Genomic DNA, 24098 nt, shown 5'->3' with positions numbered 1-24098 from the left:
AGGTGACGGGGCTGGCGTGGGTCGCGGCTGGGGTGCTCGTGCCGGTCGGGGGCGTGATCGGTAGCAGGTGATCGTCCGTCAGCGCTGGACCTCGGCGTTCGTCAGCACGAGGAGGGCCCGCAGAAGCATGGTCGCGTGTCGGGCGTTCATTCGGCTCCTTCTGGGGCTGGGTTAGCGGATAACCCCGGGTCGCTTTGCGGCCGGTGACGATCGCCGGGTCGTCGGGGGGCGTCGTCCAGGCCGACAAAGCCGAGGTCCGCGAGCGCCCCAAGGCCGGCGTCCCGCAGCCTGGCGGAGATCTTGTTTTGCCGAGCAGTGGTGACCTCGCTGGAGCGCCCCGGCCTTGCCGCCGAGATCCACACCAGGTTGCCACGCTCGTCGGTCAAGGCCAGGAACAGCAGGCCATGGGCCGTGTGCTTGCCAGAGTAGTTCGGCCGGTTCTCCTCCCGGTGCGTCTGCGGGTGCGGACCAGGGTGCCGTCGAGCAACACAACGACGCCATCCTTTCGGGCGATTTTCCTCAGGGCGCGCTCCAGGCGCGGGGCGCGCGCGGCGAGCAGGCCGATAACCGCCAGCAGCCAGCAGCGCACGGTGGAGGCGGAGACGTCATGGCCGCCCGCCATGTCGGAAACCCGCTGGTCGTGGCGGAGGACCGCCAGGACGATCAGGGCGATCCGGCCGGGCGGGAGCTTGCGCCAGCGCGAGCCGATCTTCTTCAGATGACCGCGGACCAGACCCGAGACCAGCTCCAGGGTGGCGATCGACAGCGGCACGTGGCACTGGTAGACAAGGCCGTCAGCGCCCTCGGCGGGGCTGGTGTTCTTTCGCATGGAATCCCCAACTCCCGTCGGGGCGTGTGCGTTACGCCCGAATCCGGCCGGGGCCGGTCAGGCGGGCGGCTGCGGCAGGGCGGTGAAGCGGCCGGCGGGGGTGCGGTGCAGCCAGCCCCGGTCCGCCAGGCGCCTGAGCTTGTCGCGTACCGGTTCGACCTGCCCGGGCTGGGTTCCTTTGCCGAGCTTGACGCTGACGCCCTTGGCCGGAACCGGCTCCGAAGCCGCGGTCACGATCTTCAGAATCGCCTGGTAGTCCGCGGGCAGCGCGCTGTGGTCCAGACCTACTCACGGTGCGGGACCAGCAGCATGTCGCCCGACCCCGGAGTGGTCGTGACCCGCTCCAACTCCTCGGCCACGGCCCGGTCGTCGGCCTGTCTGCTCCGCTCGGCCTCGATGAACGGCCAGATCACCACTTCTGCGGCCTCTAGCCGGGCCACCTCCGCGTCCATCTCGGCGAGCTCCTTGCGTAGCCGCTCGGCACGGTCGGCCAGCACCACCCGCCGCTGCATCACCCCAGCACATCCGCCACCGGCACTCCCTCCCCGGACCCGCACTCCCTCCGCAGAGTACGAGGGCCCCTGGCCCGGCCCCATGATTCCGACGAATCTGCAACGTGCCGGACGATCACCTGCTACCGATCACGCCCCCGACCGGCACGAGCACCCCAGCCGCGACCCACGCCAGCCCCGTGACCTGCCAATTCAGGTTGGACGATGCTCAATGAACTTGGCCACGGCCAGCCCGAGCGCCATCACGTTCGTGCGCTCGTTTGCCAGGTGGTCCCGGGCATAGGTCGGGTCTGTGTCGTCCCCGCCTCGCTCCTTGCCCATGGCCTCGCTCTCCCTCGCGGGACGCTGCAGGAATGCGCTCCGTGTGGCTGCCGCCGAAATCCGAGCGGGAACGAAAGTGCTGCTTGAGGAGATTCGAGCATAATATCCATATGGGAATATGGGGCAAACGCGACAATATGATCGTGCACGAGAGCGAGCCGTACAACGCTGAACCACCGCCCGGCGCCCTCGTAGACCAGGTCACCCCCCTGGACACCTTCTACGGTCGCAACCATGGACCATTCCCTCTCATGGATACAGCCAGCTGGCGACTTCGGGTGGACGGCCTGGTCGACCGCACGCTGGTGCTGTCGATCGACGAACTGCAACGCCGCTTCCCCGAGCGGGAGCTGGTGGCGACGCTGCAGTGCGCAGGCAACCGCCGCGCCGACCTCATGGAGTTCCGCGACATATCGGGCCAGGTCCCCTGGGGTCCAGGAGCCACCTCCACCGCATCCTGGGGCGGGGTGCGTCTGGCAGATGTGCTGGCCGAGGCCGGACTGCAGGCGGAAGCAGCCCACATCGCCTTTACCGGCTCCGACATGTCACAGGACGCCGACCCACCACAGCCCTTCGGAGCCTCCATCCCGGCGGCGAAAGCCACCTCCGGCGAGGTGCTCCTGGCCTGGGCAATGAACGGTCGGACCCTGCCCCCCGCGCACGGCGCCCCGCTGCGCGTAGTCGTCCCGGGATGGATCGGCGCCCGCAGCGTCAAATGGCTCCGGCGCATCACCGCACAGGCCGAACCGACCGACAACTACTTCCAAACCGAATACAGCGTCCTGCCTCCCGAAGCCGACCCTCACAAGGCCGAACCGCGCGACGGCATCACCCTTGGCCCGATTGCCATCCACTGCGCCATCCTGCAGCCCGACAAAGGCGCCCACCTACCGTCGGGGCCGACCGAGGTCACCGGCTTCGCCTTCGCTGGGGATGACCGAACCGTGGCACGCGTGGACGTATCCCACGATTGCGGCAGCACCTGGATCCATGCCGATCTGGACGAACCGGAAAATCCATGGACGTGGCAGCACTGGCACGCCACGCTCACCCTGCCGGCAGGCGCGACGGAGCTCATCGCCCGCGCCTGGGACGACACCGCGGCCGTACAGCCTGAATCGCCGGCAACTGTCTGGAACCCCAAGGGATACGCCAACAACTCCTGGGCCCGACTGCACGTCACATGTCACCCCTGACTGGACGCTCCAGTGTTCGAGAAGCGGAAGCCCGTCCAGCAGCACAAGGCCACATCCGGAAAGTCGATGCCAGTGACCTGAGTTCTGTCAGCTGTCGTGCGCGGGAAGGCGGGCCAAGCCCGTTTCGAGCATGATTCGGTCGACGGTCTCCGTCAGGGTGCTGTCTGCGCTGTTGGCAGCCTCCGGCTGCAGCCATTTGCCGACGTCTACGGCGAGCATGATCCGCCCGTCCGCGGCAACGCGGCAGAATGGATCCACCGGCTACGAATCGGTGGGCGACGCGGCCGGGGGTTCTGAGTCTGTGTGCTACCGGAGCGGACCTGTCCCGCTGCGCCACCGCTGAATCTTGCTTCTACGGAATTCCTTGTCAGCTGCCCGTAGACCTGAACGGACCACTGGATCGTGACCACTTCGATCATCGTCGGAGGAAGCAGCGGACTGGGTCGCGCCATGGCCCAGCGATTCGCCGACCGTGGCGACACTGTCCTCATCACCAGCCGCACCACGGCTCACGCTGACACGGTGGCCGGCGAAATCGGCGGCCTGACCAGAGGCCTGGCCGTCGACCTGTCGCAGCCGGAGTCGATTGCCGCCGCGCTCGGCGATGTGCGCGCGGTCGACAACCTGGTGATCACCGCGGCCAAACAGGGCGTCAACTCTCTCGCGGACTTCGATATCGCCGCAGCCATCGAGTCCGTGACCACCAAGCTGGTGGGCTACACCGAGACCGTGCGAGCCCTGCGTGACCGGTTCAACCCCGGCGCGTCGGTCGTGCTCTTCGGTGGCCTGGCCAGGGAACGCCCCTACCCCGGTTCCACCATGGTGACCGCCTTCAACAGCGGCATCACCGGTCTGGTGAAAACACTGGCCGTGGAAATCGCACCCCACCGCATCAATGCGATCCATCCGGGCGTCGTGGGAGACAGCCCCAAGTGGCGCGACGCGCCCGAGCACCCCCACCTGGCGCGGACGCCTATCGGACGCCTCGTGACCACGGCGGAGGTCGTCGATGCCACCGACTTCGTCCTCCGCAACACCGGCGTCAACGCCGTGGACCTGTTCGTCGACGGCGGACTGCGCGTGACCTGACTCATCGGGAATCGGGCAGCCACACAGACCAACGGCCGATCGAGTCCCGCAGGGGCTCCTTCGGAGTTGGTGTTCAATGCTGGGCAAGGGACGAGTTCGGCTCGTGCGGTGCCTTCGGTGGGTAACCCGCGGCCGTGATGGGGAGGCGCCCGTTCCTTGCGGGCGGGATTGAGGCCGTGTCCCGTCTCATGATCCATATCGACGGAATCCTGGTGTGCACCATTCCTGGCCGTCGGGCAGGACCGCGTGGGCTTCGTAGCCGTCCAGTGTTTCTACCCAGTCCTGTGCGCCGTCGCCTCTGGCGAACGCGGCGGTGGCGTAGGTGTCGGTCAGCGTCAGGCGGGGCCCGATGAGGGTGAGGGAGGCGAACGTGGTGGCGGGTGTGCCGTGGTGTGGGTTGAGGATGTGGGCGCCGCGTTCGGCGGTGCCCGAGGTGGCGACGGCCAGGTCGCCGTGGGCGGTGATGACGGTGGCCAGTTTGCCGGGGTGTAGCGGGTGGGCGATGCCGATGCGCCACGGGGTGCCGCGGGTTGGCTGGCCGTGGAGTTGGAGGTCGCCGCCGCCGTTGACGCAGGTGTGGTGCGCGCTTGCTTCGTAGAGGAGTTGGGATGCGGCTTCGGTGGCCCAGCCCTTGACGAGCTCTGAGGGGTCGAGAGTTCCGGAGGGGACGACGCTGAACCAGCCGTGGGTGTCGTGGGTGGCCTGTGCGCAGAGGGACAGGACTTCGTGGACTTCGGGCGGGCAGTCCTCAAGGCGGATCTCGCCGCGGTCGAGGCGGCTGATGTGGCTGTCGGGCCGGTAGGTGGAGAACACAGCGTCGACCCGGTGGAGTTGCCGCACGGCTTCGGCGAGGGCGCTGTGGATGGCGGTGGTGGGCTTGTCGCGGATGTCGAAGGAGAAGACGGTGCCCATGACGTGCTCGACGTGGCGCAGTCCGGGTGTGGCGTCAGGCATGGGCCTGGTCCAGGGCGCTCTGCAGGGACTGAATGTAGCCCTGGCTGGTGTAGCTGGCGCCGGAGACGGCGTCGATGTGCGCGCTCTGGGCGCCGATCGCTTCCTGGGTGAGACGGGGCAGGGAGTAGGAGGCGATCTCCTGGTCGCGGCCGTTCTGGTCCGGGGCCTGGAGGACCTTGACGGCAGTGATCTTTCCCTTGGAGAGGATGGCGGCGACCTGCACGGTCCCGTACCGGGTGTCGATGGGGTCTCCGGTGAACGTGCCCGTCCCCGTGGACGTGTGCGAAGACGCGGAAGCTGTGGGGGACCGGGGGGACACTCCGGCGAGGGCGGGGAGCTGGTGGGGTTTGAGGGCGAGCAGCGTGACGACGAGGGAGCTGATCCCGGTGGTGGCGAGGACGGCTCGGCGCATGGTGGTTCTCCTCAGAACGCGAACGACTCGTGGTGGATGCGTCGTGCCGGGACGCCGGCATCGCGCAGGGCCTGGATCGCGGCGTGTGTCATGCCCAGAGGGCCGCAGAGGTAGACATCGTGTGCGGCGAGATCCGGCACCAGCGCGGTCAGGCCCCGGGCGGTGAGGGGTGAGGAGTAGGTGGCCGGTTCGTCGACGACGTAGTGCACGCAGGCCCATCGGCGGGCGGCGATCGCATCGAGTTCAGCGCGCAGGACGAGGTCGGCCGGGCGGCGGGCCCGGTAGACGAGGGTGACCTGGCCCGGCAGTGTCTCGAAGAGCGTGCGCAGGGGGGTGATGCCGACACCGCCGGCCAGAAGGAGGACCTTGGGGGCGGTGCGGCGGCTCGCGGTGAAGGCGCCGTAGGGTCCCTCGGCCCAGACCCGGGTGCCGGGTGCCAGGCGGGCCAGCGCGGCGCTGTGCCCGCCTGCGGTCTTCACGGTGATGCGCAGGTGACCGGGTTGCGCGGGGGCGGAGAGGGAGTAGGGGTTGGCGGTCCACCACAGCCCGCGGGCCAGGAAGCGCCAGCGCAGGAACTGTCCCGGCTGGCCGCCCAGCTCGTCCAGGTGCTCGCCGGTGAGGTGGACGGAGACCACACCGGGTGCCTCGGGGTGGACCGCCGTAACACGCAGGCGGTGGCGCAGTCCGCGCCGCAGTGGGACGGTGAACCGGTACCAGGCGACCAGCGCGGCGACGCCGAGGAAAAGTGTGTACCAGGCCGCCTGCGCGGAGCGGTTGCCGACGAAGTCGGCTCCGTTGGAGAGCTGGTGGCCGAAGGTGAGGAAGACCGCCAGGTAGGTGGCGAAGTGCAGGTAGTGCCAGGTCTCGTAACTCATCCTGCGGCGGGCCGCGCGGGCCGAGAGGACTCCGGTGGCCAGGAACAGCAGGAACCCGGCCGTGCCCTTGAGGAGGTCGGGGTAGTGCAGCACGAGCGTGGAGGTCTGACTCACCACGTTCGTGTGGGAGGTCAGCGAGTATCCCCAGATGATCAGCAGGGTGTGGGCGAGGGCCAGGGACACGGTGCAGCGGCCGCCCCAGGCATGCCAGCGCGCGAGACGGTCGGTGCCGATGGTGTGGTCCAGGAGCGGCACGCGGGCCATGAGCGCCAGCAGGACCGCACAGGCGTAGCCGGCCAGGAGCCCGGTGATGCGCCCCGCGCCGGTGAGCCAGCCCGCCGGGCCGACGACCGAGGTCGTGTCGCTCCACCACAGTGCAAGCACACCAGCGGCGCCGGCCCAGATCACCAGCGGACCCAGGAAGGGCACGGCGCTGTGACGCGGACGCCGGTGGCGCATCCCACGGCTCGCACAGGTGTCGGTGAACGTGGTGGTCATGGGGCTCCTCCGAATGGGACTCGCTCCGGCGATGGGCGGCCAGCGTCACAGCCCAACCTTTGAGTACCTTCTGAAACCGCCCCGTCGGCCACCCTCAGCGCAGATTCAGAGGAAATTCAAAGACACGGCTCGCCCCGCCCCGGCCAGGGCCGGGGGATGCTGAAGGAACCATGAACGAGCCGCGTACCACCTCGCTTCTGCACCGCCCCGACGGAGAACCTGTGCGGATCCTCGTCGTCGACGACGAACCCGACGTCACCGACGTCCTGGCCGGAGTCATGACTGGCGAGGGCTGGCAGGTCCGTACCGCCGCCGACGGCGCGACCGCGCTCGCGACCGCCCGCGCCTTCCGGCCCGACGCGGTGGTCCTGGACTGGATGCTGCCCGACCTCGACGGCCTGCAGATCCTCCGCACCCTGCGGCGTGAGGCACCCCGCGTATGCGTGCTGTTCCTGACGGCCCGCGACGCCGTCGAGGACCGCATCGCCGGCATCACCGCGGGCGGCGACGACTACGTCACCAAGCCCTACAGCCTGGAAGAAGTCCTGGCGCGGCTGCGCGGGCTGCTCCGGCGGGCCGGCATGACCGCCGAGCCGGGCACGAACCGGCTCACGGTCGGGGACCTCACCATGGACGAGGAAGCCAGGGAGGTCAGCCGCGGCGGGGCCACCGTCGATCTGTCCCGCACCGAGTTCGAACTCCTGCGCTTCCTCATGCGCAACCCGCGCCGCGTCCTGTCCAAGGATCAGATCCTCGACCGCGTCTGGGCCTACGACTTCGGCGGACGCGCCCACGTCGTCGAGCTCTACATCAGCTACCTGCGCAAGAAGATCGACGCCGGACGCACCCCGATGATCCACACCGTGCGCGGCGTCGGCTACGTCCTCAAGCCGGAAGCCCCATGAGGCCCACGCCGCCGCGCACCCTGCGAGGCCAGCTCACCGCCGGGCTCGTCATCCTGCTCGCCCTCGCCTGCCGCGCCGTCGGCATCACCACCGCCCTCGCCCTGCGCGGCTTCCTGATGGGGCGTCTCGACGAACAGCTCACCGCGTCCGGCGGCCGGTTCGCCGCCAGCCTGGAACACGAAGCCGAGCCCGACGCCGACAACCACCCCGATACCCGCGGGCAGGCCGAATCGACCTTCGGCGCCCGCCTCCTGAACAACACCGTCACCCAGGCCGCCGTCGTCGACGACGCCACCGACCGTCCTCTCCAGCTCACCCACGAAGATCGCCGCGCCCTGGCGGGAATCCCCGTGGATGGAAACGGGCACAGCATCCGCCTGTCCACTCTGGGGGTCTACCGCGTCATGGCCGTCCAGGGCGACGACCAGGACACCCTGATCACCGGCCTGCCACTGCACCCGGTGGAAGAGACCGTGCACCGCCTCGAAGCGGTCGAAGCCGTGTTGTTCGGTGCCGCCCTCGTGGTCACCGGCACCGCCGCGGCCCTATGGGTGCGGATCTCCCTGCGCCCCCTTCAGAAGGTCACCGCCCGGGCGGCGGAGGTCGCCGGGCTGCCGCTCGCCAGCGGCGAGGTCGCCATGCCCGGGCCCCTTCCCGACACCGACCCGCGCACCGAGGTCGGCCAGGTCGGCACCGCCCTCAACCACATGCTCGGCCACGTCGAGGACGCTCTCACCCGCCGGCAAGCCAGCGAGGAACGCCTGCGGCACTTCGCCGCCGACGCCAGCCACGAACTGCGCACCCCCGTCGCCAACATCCGAGGCCACGCCGAACTCGCCCTGCGCCACCACGGCCCCGTCCCCGCCGAAGTACGCCACGCCCTGGAACGGATCAACGGCGAGTCACAGCGCATGACCCGTCTCGTCGACGACCTGCTCCTCCTCGCCCGCCTCGATGCCGGACGCCCCCTCGCACACGAACCGGTCGACCTGACCCTGATGATCCTGAACGCGACGGACGACGCACGGGCCGCAGGTCCCGCCCACCACTGGCTCCTGGACCTCCCCGAAGAACCCGTCACCGTTACCGGCGACGCCCACCGCCTCCAACAGGCCATCGGCAACCTCCTCGCCAACGCCCGAACCCACACCCCGCCCGGCACCGAAGTGACGATCGCCCTCACCACCGAACCGACCGGCGTCTGTGTGGACGTGAGCGACAACGGTCCAGGCATCCCCGAAGAGCTCCAGCCCGAAGTCTTCGGCCGCTTCGTCCGCGCCGACCACGCCCGCTCCCGAACCACCGGAAGCACGGGTCTGGGCCTAGCCATCGTCCACGCCGTCATCACCGCCCACGGCGGAACCGCCACCGTCACCAGCAGCCCCGGACACACCACCTTCCGCCTCACACTCCCCGACTGAGACCGTCCGGCCCGCCCAGGGCACCAGGGGATCAGACCCATAAACATGCCCGCATCATGGAGCGACCGCAGCAGCGGGGACGGACAGGTCCAGGTCGAGACGGAGGCCGATGTCCAGCTCGAACAAGCCGTACGGATCGGAGGCGACCGTGGCGGCGACGTTGTAGGCGGTGTAGAGACCGAGCGCGATCGTGGTGGCGGTCTTCGTGCCGTGCCCCCGGGGCCAGCAGCTCGGAGGCCCGCAGGATCAGCTGGGTCGCGGCGACGTTGCCCACCTCGAACGCAGCCACCGCCCCCATCAGTCGGCCGAGGTCTCCTTTGAGGACCGGCCGTACCCGGATCTTCAGCGGCACCTTGTCCCGGCTGGTGGGGCGCGGGGGTCTTACGGATCGCGTAGGTGATCGCGGCGGCGGTCAGGACGCCGGCGATGACGGACAGGCCGATCGCCCAGGTGACGCGAGCGTGGCCACCAGGCCGAGCGCGAGGAGGGGGCCGAAGATCGTGCCGAGGTTGTCCATCATCCGCTCGAACCCGTACGCCCGCCCGTACGCCTTGGCCGGGACGATGTCCGCCAGCAGGGTTGCGCGCCGGGACGCGCAGCCCACGGGCGGTCCAGGCGGCGGCGCGCAGCACGCCGACCTGCCACACGGCGGTCGCGGCACCCAGTACCGCGGTGGTTGTGTATCCGCCGGCGGCGACCTTCCGGCGGCGGGCCGGGTCGTCGGCCAACATGCCGCCGCCGAACCGGGCGGCACCCGCGAGCGCGTCGGAAACGCCTTCGATCGCGCCGAGGGCTGCGGCAGGGGCCACCGAGGGTTGAGGTCAGCAGGGCGGTGGGGATCTCGTGGCCGGCGTGGGCGAGGAAGCTGGCGGTGCCGATGCCGCGCACGCCCGGCGTCAGCCACCTCTCCTGCTCGGGGGCGGAAGGGCCGGAGGGCGGCGCGGTCTCGGTCATGCGGGCGGTCTTGCCGAACGCGGCCGCTCGGCGGCATTGGATGATCGGACAATCCGCGACGCCCCGAGGCCGGGAACGGGCAGCCTGGGCGGTGGTCGTTGGCGCAGGTCAGTCCCCCGTGAAGGTGTCGTGTCCGCCGAGGCGGACCATGGCCTCGTACACCTGGCCGGGGGTCATGGAGGCCGACCCACATCGCCGTCGCTGTCGGATTTGATGCCGACCGCGATATAGACGGTCAGAACGCACTGCAGGCCGAAGGCCAGGGCGGCGATGCGCCACCGGCCGCATGTGGGTGACGATCCGGACCTGCACGGTGGTGATACCGGGAAGGCCCGGAAGCAGGTCCAAGCTACTCGTGTGACCTCAGTCACAATCTAGATCCCCGCGGCAAGTGGAATCGCGACACCGGGAGGTGGACGGCCGCTACCCTGACACCGCGGCTGCCAACCCGTAATCGCTACACGATGTGGAGTGGACACGGGGACTGCAGCGAAAATCGGGGAGTGATCGGTGTGATCCCTCGTTGGCCCGTGAATCTGATCTGGTTGAGCGGCTGGTGCCGGACCGGATGTGGGTGCTGTTCGTTCAGGCGGGACCACACCCCGGCTTCGGACCACTCGGCCAGGCGGCACCAGCACGTCATGCCAGAGCCGAAGTCGAGCTTTTGCAGTAGGTGTTCCCAGGCGATTCCGGTATGCACCACGAACAGAATGCCCTGGAACACCAGTCGGTCCGGATGCCGCATCCGACCAGGAAGGCACTTCCGGCGCTCCAACTTCGGCAGCAGCAGTTCGATCAACGACGACGACTTGTCGTCAACATCCCACGGCTTCGACCGACCCACTGGACACCCCCAGATCGTCAAAATCCCGAAGCGATCCAACCACCACAGAGATCATTTCGTTAGGAGTTATTGAGGTGATGCCCGGAGGTGGAGAATGCGAGTGGGTTTGCACGCGCTCGGTATCGGTGACGGTGCTCATCCCGAGGTGATCCGTGCGGTGGCCACAGCCGCGGAGACACACGGCTTCGCGAGGCTCTGGTGCGGCGAGCACGTGGTGCTCGTGGACGCGCCCGCCTCGCGCTATCCCTACTCCGCGGACGGCCGGATCGCCGTGCCCACGGACGCGGACTGGCTGGACCCGCTGCTTGCCCTGACCTTCGCGGCGGCGGTCACCAGCCGGATCGAGCTCGCCTCCGGCGTACTCCTGCTGCCTGAGCACAACCCGGTCCTGGTCGCCAAACAGGCCGCCACACTCGACGTGCTCTCCGCCGGGCGGTTCAGCCTCGGGGTCGGGGTCGGCTGGTCGGCCGAGGAATTCGCAGCGCTCGGAGTGCCCTTCGCGAAGCGCGGGCGGCGCACCGAGGAGTACCTCGCCGCGATGCGCGCCGTCTGGGCCGAGGACCCGGCCTCCTTCACAGGGGAGTTCACCCGCTTCGACGCGATCCGGGTCAACCCGAAGCCGCTGCGCGGCGGCCGGCTCCCGGTCGTGGTCGGCGGCAACAGCGACGCTGCCTTGCGGCGCGCGGCAACGCTCGCCGACGGCTGGTACGGCTTCAACGTCCCGGCGGCCGACGTCCCGGCGCGCATCGCCGTTCTCGCCGATGAGTGCGCCCGCCACGGTCGCGCTTTTGACGAGCTCACGGTCGCCGTCGCGCTGAGCGACGGCATCCCGGAGCACCTCCCCGCACTCGGTGCGGTGGGCGTCACCGAACTCGTCGTCGTCGGCGCACCCCCGCCCGCTCCCGACGCGGCAGCCACCTGGGTCGCGGAACTCGCCCGGACCTGGATTCGCCCCGAGGAATAACCAGGGCTGGACGGAGTAGCAGCCGCACTCTTTCACGCCCGCAAGACGTCTCCCAGGGGCAAGACGACAGCCCTGAGCCCCGACGGGCGCGCCCTTGGTCGTACAGCAGGGAGAAGGTGGCTTCGTCGGTTCCTAGGAACAGCGATTGTCTGCCGGTTCGGGAGGCAGCTGGGAACAGGGACATGGCCAGTCGACCGCTGACAAAGCTGCTCGTGACCACGACCTCTGCGTCGAGAATGTCGTGAAGATGCAGCACACCCGGCGACCGACGCCCCAGCACACGCGCCTGAAAGCTGTTGTCGCCATCCGAGGACACCCTCGCCCGGGCGGCATCGGAGCACGTCGCACAAGGCTCTGACGGGTACCGGCACCGCCGGGGCTCCGGCCTTCTGCAACCCGGCATGCAGAGGGGCCGCCCGTCGGGAGATGCAGGTACGCGAAGCTGTTCCCCTCGTGAGCGTTACGGCTCCCAGTCCTCTCCACGAGCCGGCGCCGGCGCAAACGGCACCGTCAAGATGGCCCGGGCTGTCACGGACGCCCGTGCCGACGTCACCCTTCCTCGGCGCGTCCGGGGCGGCACAGGGGTTACAGCCCGCCGGGCAGCTCCGGCAGCTCCGGCAGCTGGAAAGAGTAGCGGCCGAGCCAGCGGGCTGAGCTGCAAGGGAAAGGGCTGGACATCGGCCGGCCGAGCACGAGCTGTGCCGGCTCACGGGCGCGGCCTGGGGGGTGGACCGGACCCTGGGCAGCCCCGCTCGGAAGCGGGCTGAGCCGATCGGTGTAACTGTGGGGTGAGCGGGCCAGTCGTCGGCACGGGTGGGCAGGAATGGGGGGCGGAGGTGTTTTCGAATGCCCAGCGGTGACGTGCTCGTACTCATCGATGACAGTGGCCGGGTGGTCGAGTGGGGGCGTCCGGCTGAGGAGCTGTTCGGGTGGTCTGCCGAGGAGGCCATCGGCCGGTCCGTGGCGGCTCTCATGCGTGAGGTCGCCGCTGACGGCGAATCGCGGCGGGAAAGGTTCTCGGATCCGGCCGCGGTGCTGGTCAAACCGGTGCTGCGAGGTACTTCTGTGGTGTGGCAGGTGCTCTCGGCGGGGGACACCATGTCGGGGCAGGACGTGGCGATCTTGAAGGCCATGTTCACCCATTCCCCTGTGGTACTGCACGTCCTCGACGATCAGCTGCGCGTGGTCCGCATGAGCAGCGCTACCGGCGAACTGAACAGCACACCGGTGGGGCACCTGCTGGGCAAGCATTTCACCGAGGCGTGGGAACTCGAAGATCCCGAGGAAGAAGCCGCCGTAGCGCAAAGGGTCATGGAGACCGGGGAACCGGTGGTGAACCGGCTCGTCCGGCACGTCGGGGCACCGGGCCGGCCCACGCGCCGTATCCAGTCCCTCTCCTACTTCCGCCTGGAGGACTCCCACGACCGTGTGCTCGGACTGGTGGCATCCGCCGTCGACGTCACCGAGCGAGAGAACGCACAGAACCGCCTGGCCCTCCTGGACACGGTCCGCAGACAAGTGGGGCACCGGCTGAACGTGGGTGCTGTCTGTCAGGAGCTGGTGGAGGCGGTAGTGCCCGCCTTCGCCGACATCGCCGACGCCGAAGTGATCGAAGACGTCATCCGCGGAGACGAGCCCCCGCCGGTGCCCGTCCACGGGGACGTTCCACTGCGCCGGACCGCCTTCCAGGGCCGAATCGAGGGTCAGCCGGTCGGAGTCGTGCGCCCCCTGCCGACCGGCACCCCCTTCTCGCAGGTCCTGTCCGACCTTCGGCCGCGCCTCGTATCGATCGAGGAGGACAGCTCGTGGCTGGCCGCCGACCCGGCCCGAGCCGAAATCATCAGGCGGTCCGGTTCACACTCCCTGATCGTGGCACCACTGGCGTTGCGCGGCCATGCTCTGGGCGTGGTCAGCTTCTACCGTCACCAGCAAGAAGATCCCTTTGAAGAGGAGGACGTCGCGGTGGCATCCGCGGTGTGTGCCCACACTGCGCTCTGCATCGACAACGCCCGCCAGTTCATGCGCGAGTGGATTATCGCGCGAACCGTCCAGCGCAGGCTACTTCCCCAACAACCCGCCACACATGCCACCGTGGACATCTGCCCACTCCACCTTCCGTCTCCGGAGAGCGGCGGCGCATGGTTCGACGCCATCGCGCTGCCCGGTGCACGGACCGCGCTGATCGTCGGCGACGTGGCAGGGCAAGGCATCGCCGCAGCCATCACGATGGGACTCCTGCGGACGGCCGTCCATACACTCGCCGTCCTGGACCTGCAGCCCGATGAGCTGCTGGCCCGCCTCAGCGACACCACAGCCCGTCTCGCCGCCGCATACGCCGAACTGCCTCCCACGGATCCCCTGGACCGCGAACCGCTCACCGCCGGCTGCGTCATCGCGATCTACGACCCGGTCGAACTCACCTGCACCATCGCCCGCGCCGGCCTCCCCGAGCCGGTCGCGGTCCTTCCCGACAGCACCTCGGCCGGCCTGCCCGGCCTGTCCGTTCCTGCAGGTCCCCCACTCGCCGAAACCGGCAACGCCCCATTCCCCGCGACCACCGTCAGCCTCCCAGAAGGAAGCACTCTGGCATTGGGCACGGCCGCGCTCGCGGACGAGGTCCTGGCCCCGTCCGGTGCACTGCGCCCGCTCCTGGACGGCGCCGGCACAAGGCCCCTGCCGGACCTGTGCGACGACATCGCGCACGCCCTCCCGGATGACCACCGGACCGGCGAGACACTCATGCTGCTGGCCCGCACGAAGGCGCTGCCCCCAGATCGGGTACTGACCCTCTCGCTGCCTGCGGGCCCCGAGGCCGCACCGGTCGCCCGCGCGGCGGCCCGCCACCAGCTGGACATCTGGGGCGTGGACGAGGAGACGGCGTACACCACCGAGCTCATCGTCAGCGAGCTCGTCGGCAACGCGGTCCGCTATGGCGCTCCGCCCCTGCAACTGCGGATGATCTTCGAGCGAATGCTGACCTGCGAGGTCAGCGACATCGCGACCAGCGCTCCGCAGGTGAAACATGCCCGCACCATCGACGAGACAGGCCGAGGACTGTTCATCATCGCGAGCCTCGCGGACCAGTGGGGCACCCGCCATCAACCCCAGGGAAAGACCGTCTGGGCAGAGCAACCAACAGGGCTGGCAACGGAGCACCGAAACGATGCCGAGCGTCCGACATGAGCGCGGCAGGCGGGGCCCGCCGCGCGGCGGGCCGGATCGCGAAATCCGAAGCCGCGTCGACCGCGGCACGCACTGGGTCAGGCTCAGCACCACGAACGACCCCGCCCCATTGGGCGGGGTCGTTTCGCAGCCCGGGTGCGGGCCGGTCGGCCGAGCACGGCACGGAACGGTTGGTCTTCGACCCGCTCCTTGATACTGCAAGGACGAGGATCTGCTTGCCGCCGGAGGTATGCAGGCCCAGACATCCGCGAGCTGCTGGGCGGTCCGGTGCTGGGAGTCCTGACAGGTACCGACTACATCGAGGAGACCTTCACGCTGGAGAAGGGCACCGCGCTGGTCATGGTCACTGACGATGTGGTCGAAGGGCCGGGCCTGACGCTTGAAGCCGGACTGAAGCAGGCCGGAACGCTGGCCGGCCAAGCTCTCCACGACGGACTGAACGCCGAGGCGATCGCTGACCGAATTCTCGACGCCGCGGTCGCGGTGGACCACCTCGACGACGTGGCCGTGCTGGTCATCAGACGAACATGACGGATTCATGGTGGTCGCCGTCAGTGGCCGGCGACAGCGGCCAGGATTAAGAGGAACGCCTTCGACGTCGGGGCGCTTGTGTGCCCGCGCCGGTGCCGTGGCAGGTGGCGGCAATGAGGTTGCTGGTGATGGAGCGGGTGGGGGCAGCATCGCCTGAGACCGCCCAAAGGGGGCGCCGCAGGTTCAGATGCCGAATGGCGGCGGCCCAGGCCATGGAGTGGGTGCGCTCGTAGAAGCTGTCGAGGCTGTCCGGGAGCAGTGGGTAGGTGGTGCCGACGATGAGGTGGTGACGGCGAGGGTGGAAAGGCCGTTGAAGTCAGCTCTCCACGAACCGTCGGCCTTCCGCGTTGGGCCAGGCTCAATTCGCCTGACCGGCCCCCGGCCCGCACCATGGAAGCGCCATGGTTCATGAGCAATCGATCGTGAATGCGCTAGGTGTTCTGACCACGGAGGTTGGTGACGGATCCCACGGCTTGGGGATCTTGAACGAGTGAGGGCCTTCCGGGTTCGGTGTGGATTGCGACATCTCCACCGAACGATCAGAAGGCCCTCATGCCCCACCGTAATGCACCCTTGACCGAGACCGGACGTCTGCGTCTGGCCCGCTGCGTCGTCGAGGACGGCTGGCCGCTGCGGCGGGCCGCCGAACGCTTCCAGGTCTCGCCCACGACGGCCCAGCGGTGGGCCGCCCGTTACCGCGAGCTCGGCGAGGCCGGTATGGCCGACCTCTCCTCACGGCCGCACCACAGCCCGCGTCGGACCCCGACCCGCACCGAGCGGCGGATCATCAAAGTCCGGCTTCTGCGCCGCTGGGGACCGGCCCGTATCGCCTACCTGCTACGGCTGAATCCCGCGACCGTGCACCGTGTTCTCACCCGGTACGGCCTCGCCCGCCTGGCCCACCTGGACCGCGCCACCGGCCGGGTGATCCGCCGCTACGAACACGTCGCTCCCGGCGACCTCGTGCACGTCGACATCAAGAAACTCGGCAACATCCCCGACGGCGGCGGCCACAAGGTCCTCGGCCGGGCCGAGGGCCGAAAGAACCGGGCGAACGCCGGCATGAGCTTCCTGCACAACGCCGTCGACGACCACTCCCGACTCGCCTACAGCGAGATCCTCACCGACGAGAAGAAGGAAACCGCCGTCGGATTCTGGCAGCGAGCCCAGACCTTCTTCACCGCTGCCGGCATCACCGTCCAGCGGGTTCTCACTGACAACGGGTCCTGCTACCGGTCACACCTTTGGCGCAACTCCCTTGCCGAACAAGGCATTTCACACAAGCGCACTCGGCCCTACAGGCCCCAGACCAACGGGAAGGTGGAGCGGTTCAACCGCACTCTCCTCGACGAATGGGCCTACGCAAAGCTCTACCGCACCGAGAGCGAACGACGCGAGGCCTACCCCGCCTGGCTGCACACCTACAATCACCACCGCGGACACACCGCGCTCAAGGGCCAACCACCCGCCAGCCGCGTCCCCAACCTCACGGGTCAGTACAGCTAGGGCACAGCGTGCCGGACTTCGCCGACGTGCAGCAAGATCGGCATTTCGCGAAGGCCCTGACGTGCGCTGTGCGGGAGCTGGGTGCATTCGTGGCCGTGGTTTTCGTTGCTCAGCCGGATGAGGGAGACCTGGTTGCCGCGGCAATCGGAGGCTCCCCTCCGGCAATTTTCTCGATTCCGGACCGAATACCGTGTGAGAGCCCGCATGCTTCGGCGACTGCCTGGCGTACCGGGCGGGCGGTGGAATCCGGCCTGCCCTTCACGAGCCCGGAAGTGGAGAGATCGTTCCGGCTCGTCTCCTATCCGTATTCGGTCATCGCTATCCCCCTTGGGGTGAGGGAGAGACGCTTCGGATCGCTAACGGCTCTCTGGGTGCCGCCCTGCCCGTCCGAGATTCCGCGCCTGCTGGACCGCCTGGCCGAGTTGGGGGAGCAGCTGGAGTGTGCCCTGCTGGAGCGTTCGCCGCGTGAGGAATGGCCGAGGCCATGCCCCATGATCGTCCCGGTGTTCGAGACGATGCGCGAGACTGCCGTATCCACGAGGGCGCGCGGGCATCGGTGGGGGCTGCCGGAGCTCCCTGCTTCGTCGGTGCTGTCGCAGATGTATCACCTCCACAAATTGTCCGCGGCCCTCAACCGGGCGTCCGGCATCGATGGGGTGGTACGTGAGGCCAGCGAGTGGATCATGAAGCCCTTCGGTGCGAGCACCCTCGTCGTGGTGCTCGGCAGACAGGGCCGGCTGCGGGTTGTGGGCCACGACGGAAGCCCTGGCCTGGTGCGGGCAATCCATGGAGCCCACCTCGACCGCAGGATTCCTGCCGCCGATGCACTACGAACAAACAAACCCCTCTTCCTTCCGGACCGCGAAGCATTGCTCGATTCCTATTCCGAGGCCGATGTCGCGGACCTTCGGGCCTTGGCTGTTCTACCCGTCACTGGCAGCGGCCACGTCCTCGGCAGCTTCATGCTCGGATTCGACACCGCCAGGGATTTCCCGGCCGAGGAGCAGGCGCTCCTGCTCATGATGGCCACGCACTTGACGGTCGCGGTCGAGCGTGAGTATCTGAACGAGACCAAGCACGCACTGACCGACGCCCTGCAGCGGAAGCTTCTGCCTCGCAGCCTGCCGGAATGGTCGGAGTTCGTGGTCACCGCCCGCTACCTGTCCCCGCCGGCGGCTTCAGGGATGGGCGGCGACTGGTATGACGTCATTCCGCTGCCCGGCAGGCAGGCAGGCAGGCAGGTCGGCGTGGTCGTGGGAGACGTGGAAGGCCACAACGCTGACAGCGCGGTGATCATGGGGCAGCTCCGCAGCGGCCTGCACGCGTATGCCGCCGAGGGACACGACCCCGCCGACGTGCTCGCCCGGTCGAGCGCGCTGCTGGCCGAACTGGATGCGGATCTCTACGCCACCTGCTGCTTCGTTCGTGTGGACCTCGAGTTCGGTGGCGCCGAGGTTGCCCTCGCCGGACACCCGCCCCCCCTGCTGCGCGGACCGGACGGGACGATTGTTCCGGTCAAGGCGCCGCCCAATGTCCCGCTGGCCGTGGTGCCCGGGCACACCTACGCCACCGTAGAGGTCCCCGTCCTTCCGGGAACGCTGCTGACGCTCTACACGAACGGCCTGTCCTCCCGGCCCGGTGACCCCACCACGGACGCCTGTCGTCTGCTGGAATCGGTGGATGGCGTAGAGCGCAGATCTCTGGACGGGCTCGCGGACATGATCATGCAAAGGGCGGCCGCGACCGAACGCTCAGCGCGTCCCTCGGACGACATCGTCCTGCTCCTGGCGCTCTACGAGGGAAGCCCCTTGGGGCCCGTGCAGAGGGTTGATCGCATGTTCATACCGCGGCACGACATTCATGGCGTCAAGTCCGTACGGCGCTCTATCCGTGGCTTCTTGCAGCGACGCGAACTCTTCCATCTTGTTGACGACATGGAGGTCATCAGCTCCGAGGCCGTCACCAACGCGCTTATCCACGCGGACAGCGATGTGGAGGTGCGGATCCGTGAGTATCCGGAGCGGGTCCACCTCGAAGTTCGCGACACCGACGCCAAGCCGCCCATACCCACCTCCGTCACCGACTCGCTCGAGACGAACGAAGTCGCCGAACACGGGAGGGGTATGGGCATTGTGGACTACCTCTCCACGACATGGGGGAGCTCACCGAATGGCCGCGGCAAGACGGTCTGGATAGACATTTCCAAGTGATCAGGCCCTGGCGACAGACCGTCAGTCCGGGCAGCGGACGGTCGGGGCCCGCCCCCCGGGTCGGAGGCGAGCTCGAGGGTGCTGCGCGGTGCAATGCATCTCATGTCATCATTCGTTCTCGTCAGCAGCGCCCGACTGTTCCGGGGATAGCAGCCCGTCGACAACGGAGATGGCGTGCATGGCCGGGCGGCGGTGTCCGCGGTCCGGTATGCCACCTGTCGGCTGTCAACACTGGTCCTCTGTTGCGGTGATGATCCCCCGATGAGCCAGGTCCATCGATGCCTCGATGCCTCGATGCCTTGACGGACCTGCTGACGGTGATCGAGGTCCGTGACGCACGCCCCGATCAGTGCCCGAGGAAGTCCAGGAGGCGCTTGGTCATCTCCGCGGGCTTCTCCTCCCAGAGCCAGTGGCCGGAGCCGCTGACGACGTCGCCGGTGACGTCCGTGGCGTAGCCGCGGATCTGGTCGGGGACGGTCTGGCCCAGGCTGTACTGCGCGCCGAGAGCCAGGACGGGCATTGTGAGCTTGGTCTTCCCGTTGACGGTGTTGTCGGTGACGTCTTGGTTCAGGGTGCGGAACCACTCGAAACTGGCGCGCAGGTGCGCGTCGTCCTTGAGGTAGTGGCCGTAGATCGCGGCGTCCTTGGGCGTGATGCCGTTCTTGTTGAATTCCAGCATGTCGGCGAAGCGCTCGATCCACTGTGTCTCGCGGCCATTGATGGTCTGCTCGGGAAGGCCGTTGGTGACGTTGAAGAAGCCGAAGTTCCAGAACCCGGGGCCCTGAGAGGTCAGAGCAGGGTAGTTGTAGATGACCTTGTCCGGGATGGGGGCCTCGGTGAGGACGAGCTTGGAGACGTCGCCCGGGTACGCGGCGGCGTAGGCGTAGGCAACCATCGTGCCGATGTCATGGCCAACCAAGGAGATGTCGTCGTTGTGGCCGAGCTTCTTCAGGAGTCCGTGGATGTCCGCGGCCATGGTCATCTTGTCGTATCCGGTGCCGGGAGTGTCACTGTTGCCCGCGCCTCGCAGATCGGGGGCGATGACGTGATAGTGCTTGCTGAGCTCGGGGAGCACCTTGTGCCACTCGTACCACGTCTGCGGATAGCCGTGGACGAGGACCAGCGTCTTGCCGTGGCCGCCCTCGACGAAGTTGATTCCGACGTCGCCGACCTTGACCTTGCGCTCAGTAAAGCCGGCCGGAACCTTCGGCTCGGGACTGCTGGCGTTATGGATGGATGCGGTTGTCGCCGAGGTGCGCGGCGGTGCGGCGGAGGCGGACGCGGGGACGTTGGCGAACGCAGCCAGTGCGGCGGCGGCGACCGCTCCGGAGGTCAGGGAGGTTATGAGGGTCTTATTCACGCCGAGTTCCTTGATCGTAGGGTCGAGATGGGCCAGCGGTGGTTCGCCCGCCCGGGCAAAGGGGTTTCAGAGGGTCTTGATGAGGCCGCCGTCGATCACGAAGTCGGCGCCGGTGATGTTGCCGGTGCGGTCGCTGGCGAGCATGACGACGAGGTCGGCGACCTCGTCCGGGCGCGTGAAGCGGCCGGTCGCGAACCCGCCGATGCTGTCGATGATCCGCTCGCGCGCGGTCTCCGTGTCGACGCCCATGGCGTCGGCCACGGTGGCGGCCATTCCGCCCTCGCCGAGCCACATGTCGGTCTCGACCGGTCCGGGGCTGATGGTGTTGACGCGGACGCCCTGGGGGCCGACTTCCTTGGACAGGGCTTTGGAGAAGTTGGTGAGTGCGGCTTTGGAGGCCGTGTAGTCGACGATGCCGGGGTCGGGCAGGAAGGCATTGACCGAGCTGATGGTGACGATCGCGCCCTTACGTTCGATCAGCGACGGAAGCGCGGCGCGCACGGCGCGGATCGCACTGAGCAGGTTGGTGTTGAGGGTCGCCATCCAGTCGTCGTCAGTGACGGAGAGGAAGCCGCCGAGCCGTGGGGTAAGTGTCGCGACGTTGTTCACGAGGACGTCCACGCCGCCGAAGCGATCATGCGCGACATGCACCAGCGCCTCCACTCCCTCCGGGGTGGACAGGTCGCCCGTCACCGAGACCGTGTCGTACTCCGTGGTGAGCTTGTCGAGCTCGCTGCCGCCCTTGCGGGAGCCGGCGACGACCTTCACGCCCTCCGTGGCGAGGGCGCGGACCGTGGCGAGGCCGATGCCGCGGCTGGCGCCGGTGACGACGGCAACCTTGTTGTGCAGATTCATGTCCATGGCATGCCTTCCATCTGGATTGAGTAATCCATAATTGACGCAGTGGGGTGCTGCGAGATTCTGCCGAGGGGAGGGGCGACGGCCCGCAGGAGAAGGTCAGTCCAGGATGCGCAGGGCGTTGTCGACGGCGTCCGCGGTGAAGGCGTCAGCCGCCGTTCGGATGTCAACTCCCAGGGCGGCGGCCACTGCCGACAAGACTGCCTTCGGCGGTCCACATGTCGTTGCGGCGGGCATAGCGTCGTCGACGGCGAGCCAATCAGGCGACAGTGCCGACAGAGTTGGCGATGGCTGCGGTGGCCTTCTGGAAGTGGGGCGCGAGCTGCTCCTCGGTCATCCCGTTGACCGAAATGAATTCGACGTCTGTGATGCCGAGGAAGCCAAGGATGCCGCGGATGTAAGGCTCGTGGAAGTCCAGCGGGGCAAAACGCGGGTTGCTGAAGTCGCTGCCTGAGGAGCGCAGGACTGCGACCTTCTTGCCTTCCAGCAGACCCTGCGGACCGTCGGCCGTGTAGCTGAAGGTGCGGCCGGCCATGGAGATCTGATCGATCCAGGCCTTGAAAGACGCCGGCACGTTGAAGTTGTATACCGGAACCCCCAGGGCCAGCACATCGGCTGCCTTGACTTCGGCTATCAGCTTCTCGGCCGCGGTGACCGCAGCGTCCGAGCGGGCGTCATGGATTTCGGCCGGACCGAACACGCCGCGCACCCAATGCTCGCTGACCAGATCCGGCACATTCACCGTCACGTCGCGGTAGGTCACGGTGCCGCCGGGGTTCTGGGCCTTCCATGCATCGACGTACTGGGCGGAGAGACGTCGGCTGGCGGATCCGAATCCTGTGCTGCGGGCGCTGGAGTCGATATGCAACAGGTGAGGCATGAGGGTTTCCGTTTCATTGTGGATTGATCAATCCAGTATTGAGCGCGCGAGACTTGAGCGCTCAAGTGACGACAGTAGCAGTTCTGGATTGTTCAATCAAGAACAGTCGCTCCGACGTGTATGAGGCGACGGTGAGCCCGGATCCGGCGTCCGCAGGGACACGGACCCGGTACCACTGGAGCTGGTGGCCGTGCATCGCAGCTGACCACCGCGCCTTCTGCCTCGACATGCGCACTTTGTTCCGGACGAGGTGTATGACAAGGCGGCGGCGCACTTCAACGAGGCGGAGCTGGCGCAGCTGATTGCGGCGATCGCGTTCATCAACGAGTGGAGCCGATTCAGCGTGACCTCCCCGTACGCTCCTGGGCCGCTCCGCACGAGGTCAACTGAGTCGGCCTGAGTCCGGCTGAAGCCGCGTGGGCGGCCGCAGCGAGCGGGTGCAGCCCCGGCGTTTTACTCGAAGAGATCGAGGCTGGCAGTAGTATTCCCGCGGCAGCTGGGGGAAGTGCCCCGGTCCGCGGCCTACGGGCCCGCTTGTGAAACGCTTTCCGAACCGCAGGTAACGACGTCCCCGGATGGATGGGCATCTGCATCGCGTCACGGGCAGCCACAAGGAAGCCCAGCGTCCTGCTCGTGGCAGGTCGATCACTGAGACGGGGTGGCTCGCCAGGGTGGTGGGCAGCCCCTCGGTGAACGGCTGTACTTGCGGGCATGGTCCAGGGCTGTCTAGTCCAGGCTGCGCATCGCAGTGGCGACGGCCGATTCAACGAATTCCCGCCCGGCCCGGGCATTGCCCATGACACGTAGCCCCTGCATGAAGGTGGTCAGCAGACGCGCCAGGTCGGTGGGGTTCTTGTCCGCCGTGAGCTCGCCTTGAGCCTTGGCTCGCTCCAGCGCCCCGGCGATGGTCGACTCGACCAGTCGCAGGGTTGCTGAGACCTGTGCGGCCGTGGTCGGGTCGGAGGCGCGCTCGGTGGCGGCGTTGACCATCATGCAGCCCCGGTCAGGGTTGCACAGGTCTGCTTCGGCCATGGCCGCCAATGCGGCCCGCAGCGCCGGACGCACCTCGTCGGCCGACTCCAGTTGCGCTACTAGTTCGCCAGCGTTGCGCGAGGTGTAACGCTTCAGTGCCAGCCCGTACAGCTTCTCCTTGGACCCGAATGCCGCGTATAGGCTGCCGCTGCCAATGCCAAGCGCCGAGGTCAGGTCCTGCAGTGACGTCTCGGCGTAACCGCGGCGCCAGAACACCTCCATCGCTTGGTCGACAGCATGATCGATATCGAACTCCCGTGTGCGCGCCATGCTGTCAAGCGTAGCTGTTGTGGATTGGTCACTCAAATATCTTGTCTCCTCGATGCGAAGGCACTCGCTTCTGCCAAGACATGGCGTGACGTCGTCCGTGACCCTGTGCCTCTGGTTCGGGGCGACGGCCGCTGGGTAAGGTCGCTGGTTCACTGGTTCACAGCTTTGTCACCGCGCCCTGGAGGGCCTGACCTTCCGAGTCGGGAGTTGAGGATCTCAACGAAGTGGCACATCCGCTGGTCTGCGAACGGCGTCCTTCGCCAGCCACTTCTTCGCCCTCATCGACTACGGCCGCCGCTCAGGCGCTGCAGAGGTTTCGGCCGATTCCTCAAGGCGTCCGTGGTGCGTGGCCGCGCCACGTCGTTGCCTTCTGCACCCGCACGACGGTCTTGCCCTGGGTGTGCCTCAATGGCACCGGTAAGACACCGGCAGAAGAACGCGCCATCAATCGCCTCAAAGGCTTCCGCGCCGTCGCGGAATCGCGAGGGCGTCGT

General features: G+C 68.0%; 24 protein-coding genes and 1 pseudogene. 9 read left to right on the top strand and 16 right to left on the bottom strand.

What is annotated here, in order from left to right; translation table 11 throughout:
• Positions 1 to 146: 146 nt before the first annotated feature.
• The 5 genes from OHA03_RS45010 to OHA03_RS44990 form a co-directional block, all read right to left on the bottom strand.
• Entirely contained in the window at positions 147 to 386 is a 240-nt protein-coding gene (locus OHA03_RS45010; protein WP_267009756.1) for a hypothetical protein, read from the bottom strand.
• Entirely contained in the window at positions 383 to 829 is a 447-nt protein-coding gene (locus OHA03_RS45005; RefSeq protein ID WP_267009755.1) for a hypothetical protein, read from the bottom strand. Before OHA03_RS45005 ends, OHA03_RS45010 begins: the two co-directional genes overlap by 4 nt.
• Positions 830 to 886: 57 nt before the next feature.
• Positions 887 to 1063 (bottom strand): hypothetical protein, encoded by a 177-nt coding sequence (locus OHA03_RS45000; RefSeq protein WP_267009754.1) that lies wholly within the window; start codon positions 1061 to 1063, stop codon positions 887 to 889.
• A 50-nt stretch (positions 1064 to 1113) separates the two neighbouring features.
• Positions 1114 to 1341, bottom strand: coding sequence for a hypothetical protein (locus OHA03_RS44995; protein WP_267009753.1), 228 nt, complete (start codon positions 1339 to 1341; stop codon positions 1114 to 1116).
• A 192-nt stretch (positions 1342 to 1533) separates the two neighbouring features.
• A complete protein-coding gene (locus OHA03_RS44990; protein ID WP_267009752.1) occupies positions 1534 to 1662 on the bottom strand; it encodes a hypothetical protein in 129 nt (42 codons plus the stop codon).
• 41 nt (positions 1663 to 1703) lie between these two features.
• Between OHA03_RS44990 and OHA03_RS44985 the strand changes: the two genes are divergently transcribed.
• A complete protein-coding gene (locus OHA03_RS44985) occupies positions 1704 to 2858 on the top strand; it encodes a sulfite oxidase (RefSeq protein WP_267009751.1) in 1155 nt (384 codons plus the stop codon).
• 87 nt (positions 2859 to 2945) lie between these two features.
• On the opposite strand, the gene OHA03_RS44980 is transcribed toward OHA03_RS44985, so the two are convergent.
• Positions 2946 to 3077 (bottom strand): hypothetical protein, encoded by a 132-nt coding sequence (locus OHA03_RS44980; protein WP_267009750.1) that lies wholly within the window; start codon positions 3075 to 3077, stop codon positions 2946 to 2948.
• Between the two features lie 183 nt (positions 3078 to 3260).
• Between OHA03_RS44980 and OHA03_RS44975 the strand changes: the two genes are divergently transcribed.
• A complete protein-coding gene (locus OHA03_RS44975; protein ID WP_267009749.1) occupies positions 3261 to 3947 on the top strand; it encodes an SDR family oxidoreductase in 687 nt (228 codons plus the stop codon).
• Between the two features lie 186 nt (positions 3948 to 4133).
• On the opposite strand, the gene OHA03_RS44970 is transcribed toward OHA03_RS44975, so the two are convergent.
• The 3 genes from OHA03_RS44970 to OHA03_RS44960 are packed head-to-tail and all read right to left on the bottom strand — an operon-like array spanning position 4134 to position 6686.
• Positions 4134 to 4901, bottom strand: a complete 768-nt coding sequence (locus OHA03_RS44970) for an FAD:protein FMN transferase (RefSeq protein ID WP_267009748.1) — start codon at positions 4899 to 4901, stop codon at positions 4134 to 4136.
• Positions 4894 to 5313 carry an FMN-binding protein gene (locus OHA03_RS44965; RefSeq protein ID WP_267009747.1) on the bottom strand — a complete coding sequence of 140 codons (420 nt, stop codon included), beginning with the start codon at positions 5311 to 5313 and terminating at the stop codon, positions 4894 to 4896. Before OHA03_RS44965 ends, OHA03_RS44970 begins: the two co-directional genes overlap by 8 nt.
• A gap of 11 nt (positions 5314 to 5324) precedes the next feature.
• Positions 5325 to 6686 (bottom strand): ferredoxin reductase family protein, encoded by a 1362-nt coding sequence (locus tag OHA03_RS44960; RefSeq protein ID WP_267009746.1) that lies wholly within the window; start codon positions 6684 to 6686, stop codon positions 5325 to 5327.
• Positions 6687 to 6856: 170 nt separating this feature from the next.
• Between OHA03_RS44960 and OHA03_RS44955 the strand changes: the two genes are divergently transcribed.
• Both OHA03_RS44955 and OHA03_RS44950 read left to right on the top strand, forming a co-directional pair.
• The gene (locus OHA03_RS44955; protein WP_323181414.1) at positions 6857 to 7591 is read left to right on the top strand and encodes a response regulator transcription factor; all 735 of its coding nucleotides are present in this window, start codon (positions 6857 to 6859) and stop codon (positions 7589 to 7591) included.
• Complete coding sequence (locus tag OHA03_RS44950; protein ID WP_267009745.1) at positions 7588 to 9012, top strand: cell wall metabolism sensor histidine kinase WalK; 1425 nt, start codon at positions 7588 to 7590, stop codon at positions 9010 to 9012. The genes OHA03_RS44955 and OHA03_RS44950 overlap by 4 nt, the downstream gene beginning before the upstream one ends.
• A gap of 412 nt (positions 9013 to 9424) precedes the next feature.
• Here the strand turns inward: OHA03_RS44950 and OHA03_RS44945 are convergent, their stop codons facing one another.
• Together OHA03_RS44945 and OHA03_RS44940 are read right to left on the bottom strand one after the other, a co-directional pair.
• Positions 9425 to 9616, bottom strand: a complete 192-nt coding sequence (locus OHA03_RS44945; protein ID WP_267009744.1) for a hypothetical protein — start codon at positions 9614 to 9616, stop codon at positions 9425 to 9427.
• A gap of 933 nt (positions 9617 to 10549) precedes the next feature.
• Positions 10550 to 10765 (bottom strand): annotated as a pseudogene (locus tag OHA03_RS44940) (transposase); the annotation flags it as partial.
• 139 nt (positions 10766 to 10904) lie between these two features.
• On the opposite strand from OHA03_RS44940, the gene OHA03_RS44935 reads away from it, so the two are divergent.
• Positions 10905 to 11774 carry an LLM class F420-dependent oxidoreductase gene (locus OHA03_RS44935; protein WP_267009743.1) on the top strand — a complete coding sequence of 290 codons (870 nt, stop codon included), beginning with the start codon at positions 10905 to 10907 and terminating at the stop codon, positions 11772 to 11774.
• Here OHA03_RS44935 and OHA03_RS44930 read toward each other — a convergent pair.
• On the bottom strand, positions 11674 to 12177 hold the full coding sequence (locus tag OHA03_RS44930; protein WP_267009742.1) for a DUF5959 family protein: 504 nt from the start codon (positions 12175 to 12177) through the stop codon (positions 11674 to 11676). The two genes, OHA03_RS44935 and OHA03_RS44930, sit on opposite strands and share 101 nt — an antisense overlap.
• A gap of 443 nt (positions 12178 to 12620) precedes the next feature.
• Here OHA03_RS44930 and OHA03_RS44925 point away from each other — a divergent pair, with 443 nt between their 5' ends.
• The 4 genes from OHA03_RS44925 (at position 12621) to OHA03_RS44910 (ending at position 19204) form a co-directional block, all read left to right on the top strand.
• Positions 12621 to 14957, top strand: a complete 2337-nt coding sequence (locus tag OHA03_RS44925) for a SpoIIE family protein phosphatase (protein ID WP_267009741.1) — start codon at positions 12621 to 12623, stop codon at positions 14955 to 14957.
• A 135-nt stretch (positions 14958 to 15092) separates the two neighbouring features.
• Positions 15093 to 15488, top strand: a complete 396-nt coding sequence (locus OHA03_RS44920; protein ID WP_323181412.1) for a SpoIIE family protein phosphatase — start codon at positions 15093 to 15095, stop codon at positions 15486 to 15488.
• A 552-nt stretch (positions 15489 to 16040) separates the two neighbouring features.
• On the top strand, positions 16041 to 16994 hold the full coding sequence (locus OHA03_RS44915) for an IS481 family transposase (protein ID WP_267009271.1): 954 nt from the start codon (positions 16041 to 16043) through the stop codon (positions 16992 to 16994).
• Positions 16995 to 17002: 8 nt separating this feature from the next.
• Positions 17003 to 19204, top strand: coding sequence for a SpoIIE family protein phosphatase (locus tag OHA03_RS44910; RefSeq protein WP_267009739.1), 2202 nt, complete (start codon positions 17003 to 17005; stop codon positions 19202 to 19204).
• A gap of 346 nt (positions 19205 to 19550) precedes the next feature.
• On the opposite strand, the gene OHA03_RS44905 is transcribed toward OHA03_RS44910, so the two are convergent.
• The 4 genes from OHA03_RS44905 to OHA03_RS44890 form a co-directional block, all read right to left on the bottom strand.
• Positions 19551 to 20564, bottom strand: coding sequence for an alpha/beta fold hydrolase (locus OHA03_RS44905; RefSeq protein ID WP_267009738.1), 1014 nt, complete (start codon positions 20562 to 20564; stop codon positions 19551 to 19553).
• Between the two features lie 66 nt (positions 20565 to 20630).
• Positions 20631 to 21425, bottom strand: a complete 795-nt coding sequence (locus OHA03_RS44900) for an oxidoreductase (protein WP_267009737.1) — start codon at positions 21423 to 21425, stop codon at positions 20631 to 20633.
• 256 nt (positions 21426 to 21681) lie between these two features.
• Positions 21682 to 22302 (bottom strand): FMN-dependent NADH-azoreductase, encoded by a 621-nt coding sequence (locus OHA03_RS44895; protein ID WP_267009736.1) that lies wholly within the window; start codon positions 22300 to 22302, stop codon positions 21682 to 21684.
• A 726-nt stretch (positions 22303 to 23028) separates the two neighbouring features.
• Positions 23029 to 23604 (bottom strand): TetR/AcrR family transcriptional regulator, encoded by a 576-nt coding sequence (locus OHA03_RS44890; protein ID WP_267009735.1) that lies wholly within the window; start codon positions 23602 to 23604, stop codon positions 23029 to 23031.
• Between the last annotated feature and the right edge of the window lie 494 nt (positions 23605 to 24098).

The sequence above is a fragment of the Streptomyces sp. NBC_00154 genome (genome assembly GCF_026342835.1).
Taxonomy (GTDB): Bacteria; Actinomycetota; Actinomycetes; order Streptomycetales; family Streptomycetaceae; genus Streptomyces.
Note: the sequence above shows the minus strand (reverse complement) of the source record. Positions and strands in the feature narration are given on the sequence as shown.

Excerpts from the sequence above, each read along its gene's own strand:
- OHA03_RS45005 (WP_267009755.1), bottom strand. The coding sequence starts at position 829 with ATGCGAAAGAACACCAGCCCCGCCGAGGGCGCTGACGGCCTTGTCTAC.
- OHA03_RS44935 (WP_267009743.1), top strand. The coding sequence starts at position 10,905 with ATGCGAGTGGGTTTGCACGCGCTCGGTATCGGTGACGGTGCTCATCCC.
- OHA03_RS44995 (WP_267009753.1), bottom strand. The coding sequence starts at position 1,341 with ATGCAGCGGCGGGTGGTGCTGGCCGACCGTGCCGAGCGGCTACGCAAG.
- OHA03_RS44970 (WP_267009748.1), bottom strand. The coding sequence starts at position 4,901 with ATGCCTGACGCCACACCCGGACTGCGCCACGTCGAGCACGTCATGGGC.
- OHA03_RS44980 (WP_267009750.1), bottom strand. The coding sequence starts at position 3,077 with ATGCTCGCCGTAGACGTCGGCAAATGGCTGCAGCCGGAGGCTGCCAAC.
- OHA03_RS44900 (WP_267009737.1), bottom strand. The coding sequence starts at position 21,425 with ATGGACATGAATCTGCACAACAAGGTTGCCGTCGTCACCGGCGCCAGC.
- OHA03_RS44960 (WP_267009746.1), bottom strand. The coding sequence starts at position 6,686 with ATGACCACCACGTTCACCGACACCTGTGCGAGCCGTGGGATGCGCCAC.
- OHA03_RS44890 (WP_267009735.1), bottom strand. The coding sequence starts at position 23,604 with ATGGCGCGCACACGGGAGTTCGATATCGATCATGCTGTCGACCAAGCG.
- OHA03_RS44930 (WP_267009742.1), bottom strand. The coding sequence starts at position 12,177 with ATGCCGGGTTGCAGAAGGCCGGAGCCCCGGCGGTGCCGGTACCCGTCA.
- OHA03_RS44925 (WP_267009741.1), top strand. The coding sequence starts at position 12,621 with ATGCCCAGCGGTGACGTGCTCGTACTCATCGATGACAGTGGCCGGGTG.
- OHA03_RS44950 (WP_267009745.1), top strand. The coding sequence starts at position 7,588 with ATGAGGCCCACGCCGCCGCGCACCCTGCGAGGCCAGCTCACCGCCGGG.
- OHA03_RS44990 (WP_267009752.1), bottom strand. The coding sequence starts at position 1,662 with ATGGGCAAGGAGCGAGGCGGGGACGACACAGACCCGACCTATGCCCGG.
- OHA03_RS44915 (WP_267009271.1), top strand. The coding sequence starts at position 16,041 with ATGCCCCACCGTAATGCACCCTTGACCGAGACCGGACGTCTGCGTCTG.
- OHA03_RS44965 (WP_267009747.1), bottom strand. The coding sequence starts at position 5,313 with ATGCGCCGAGCCGTCCTCGCCACCACCGGGATCAGCTCCCTCGTCGTC.
- OHA03_RS44955 (WP_323181414.1), top strand. The coding sequence starts at position 6,857 with ATGAACGAGCCGCGTACCACCTCGCTTCTGCACCGCCCCGACGGAGAA.
- OHA03_RS44895 (WP_267009736.1), bottom strand. The coding sequence starts at position 22,302 with ATGCCTCACCTGTTGCATATCGACTCCAGCGCCCGCAGCACAGGATTC.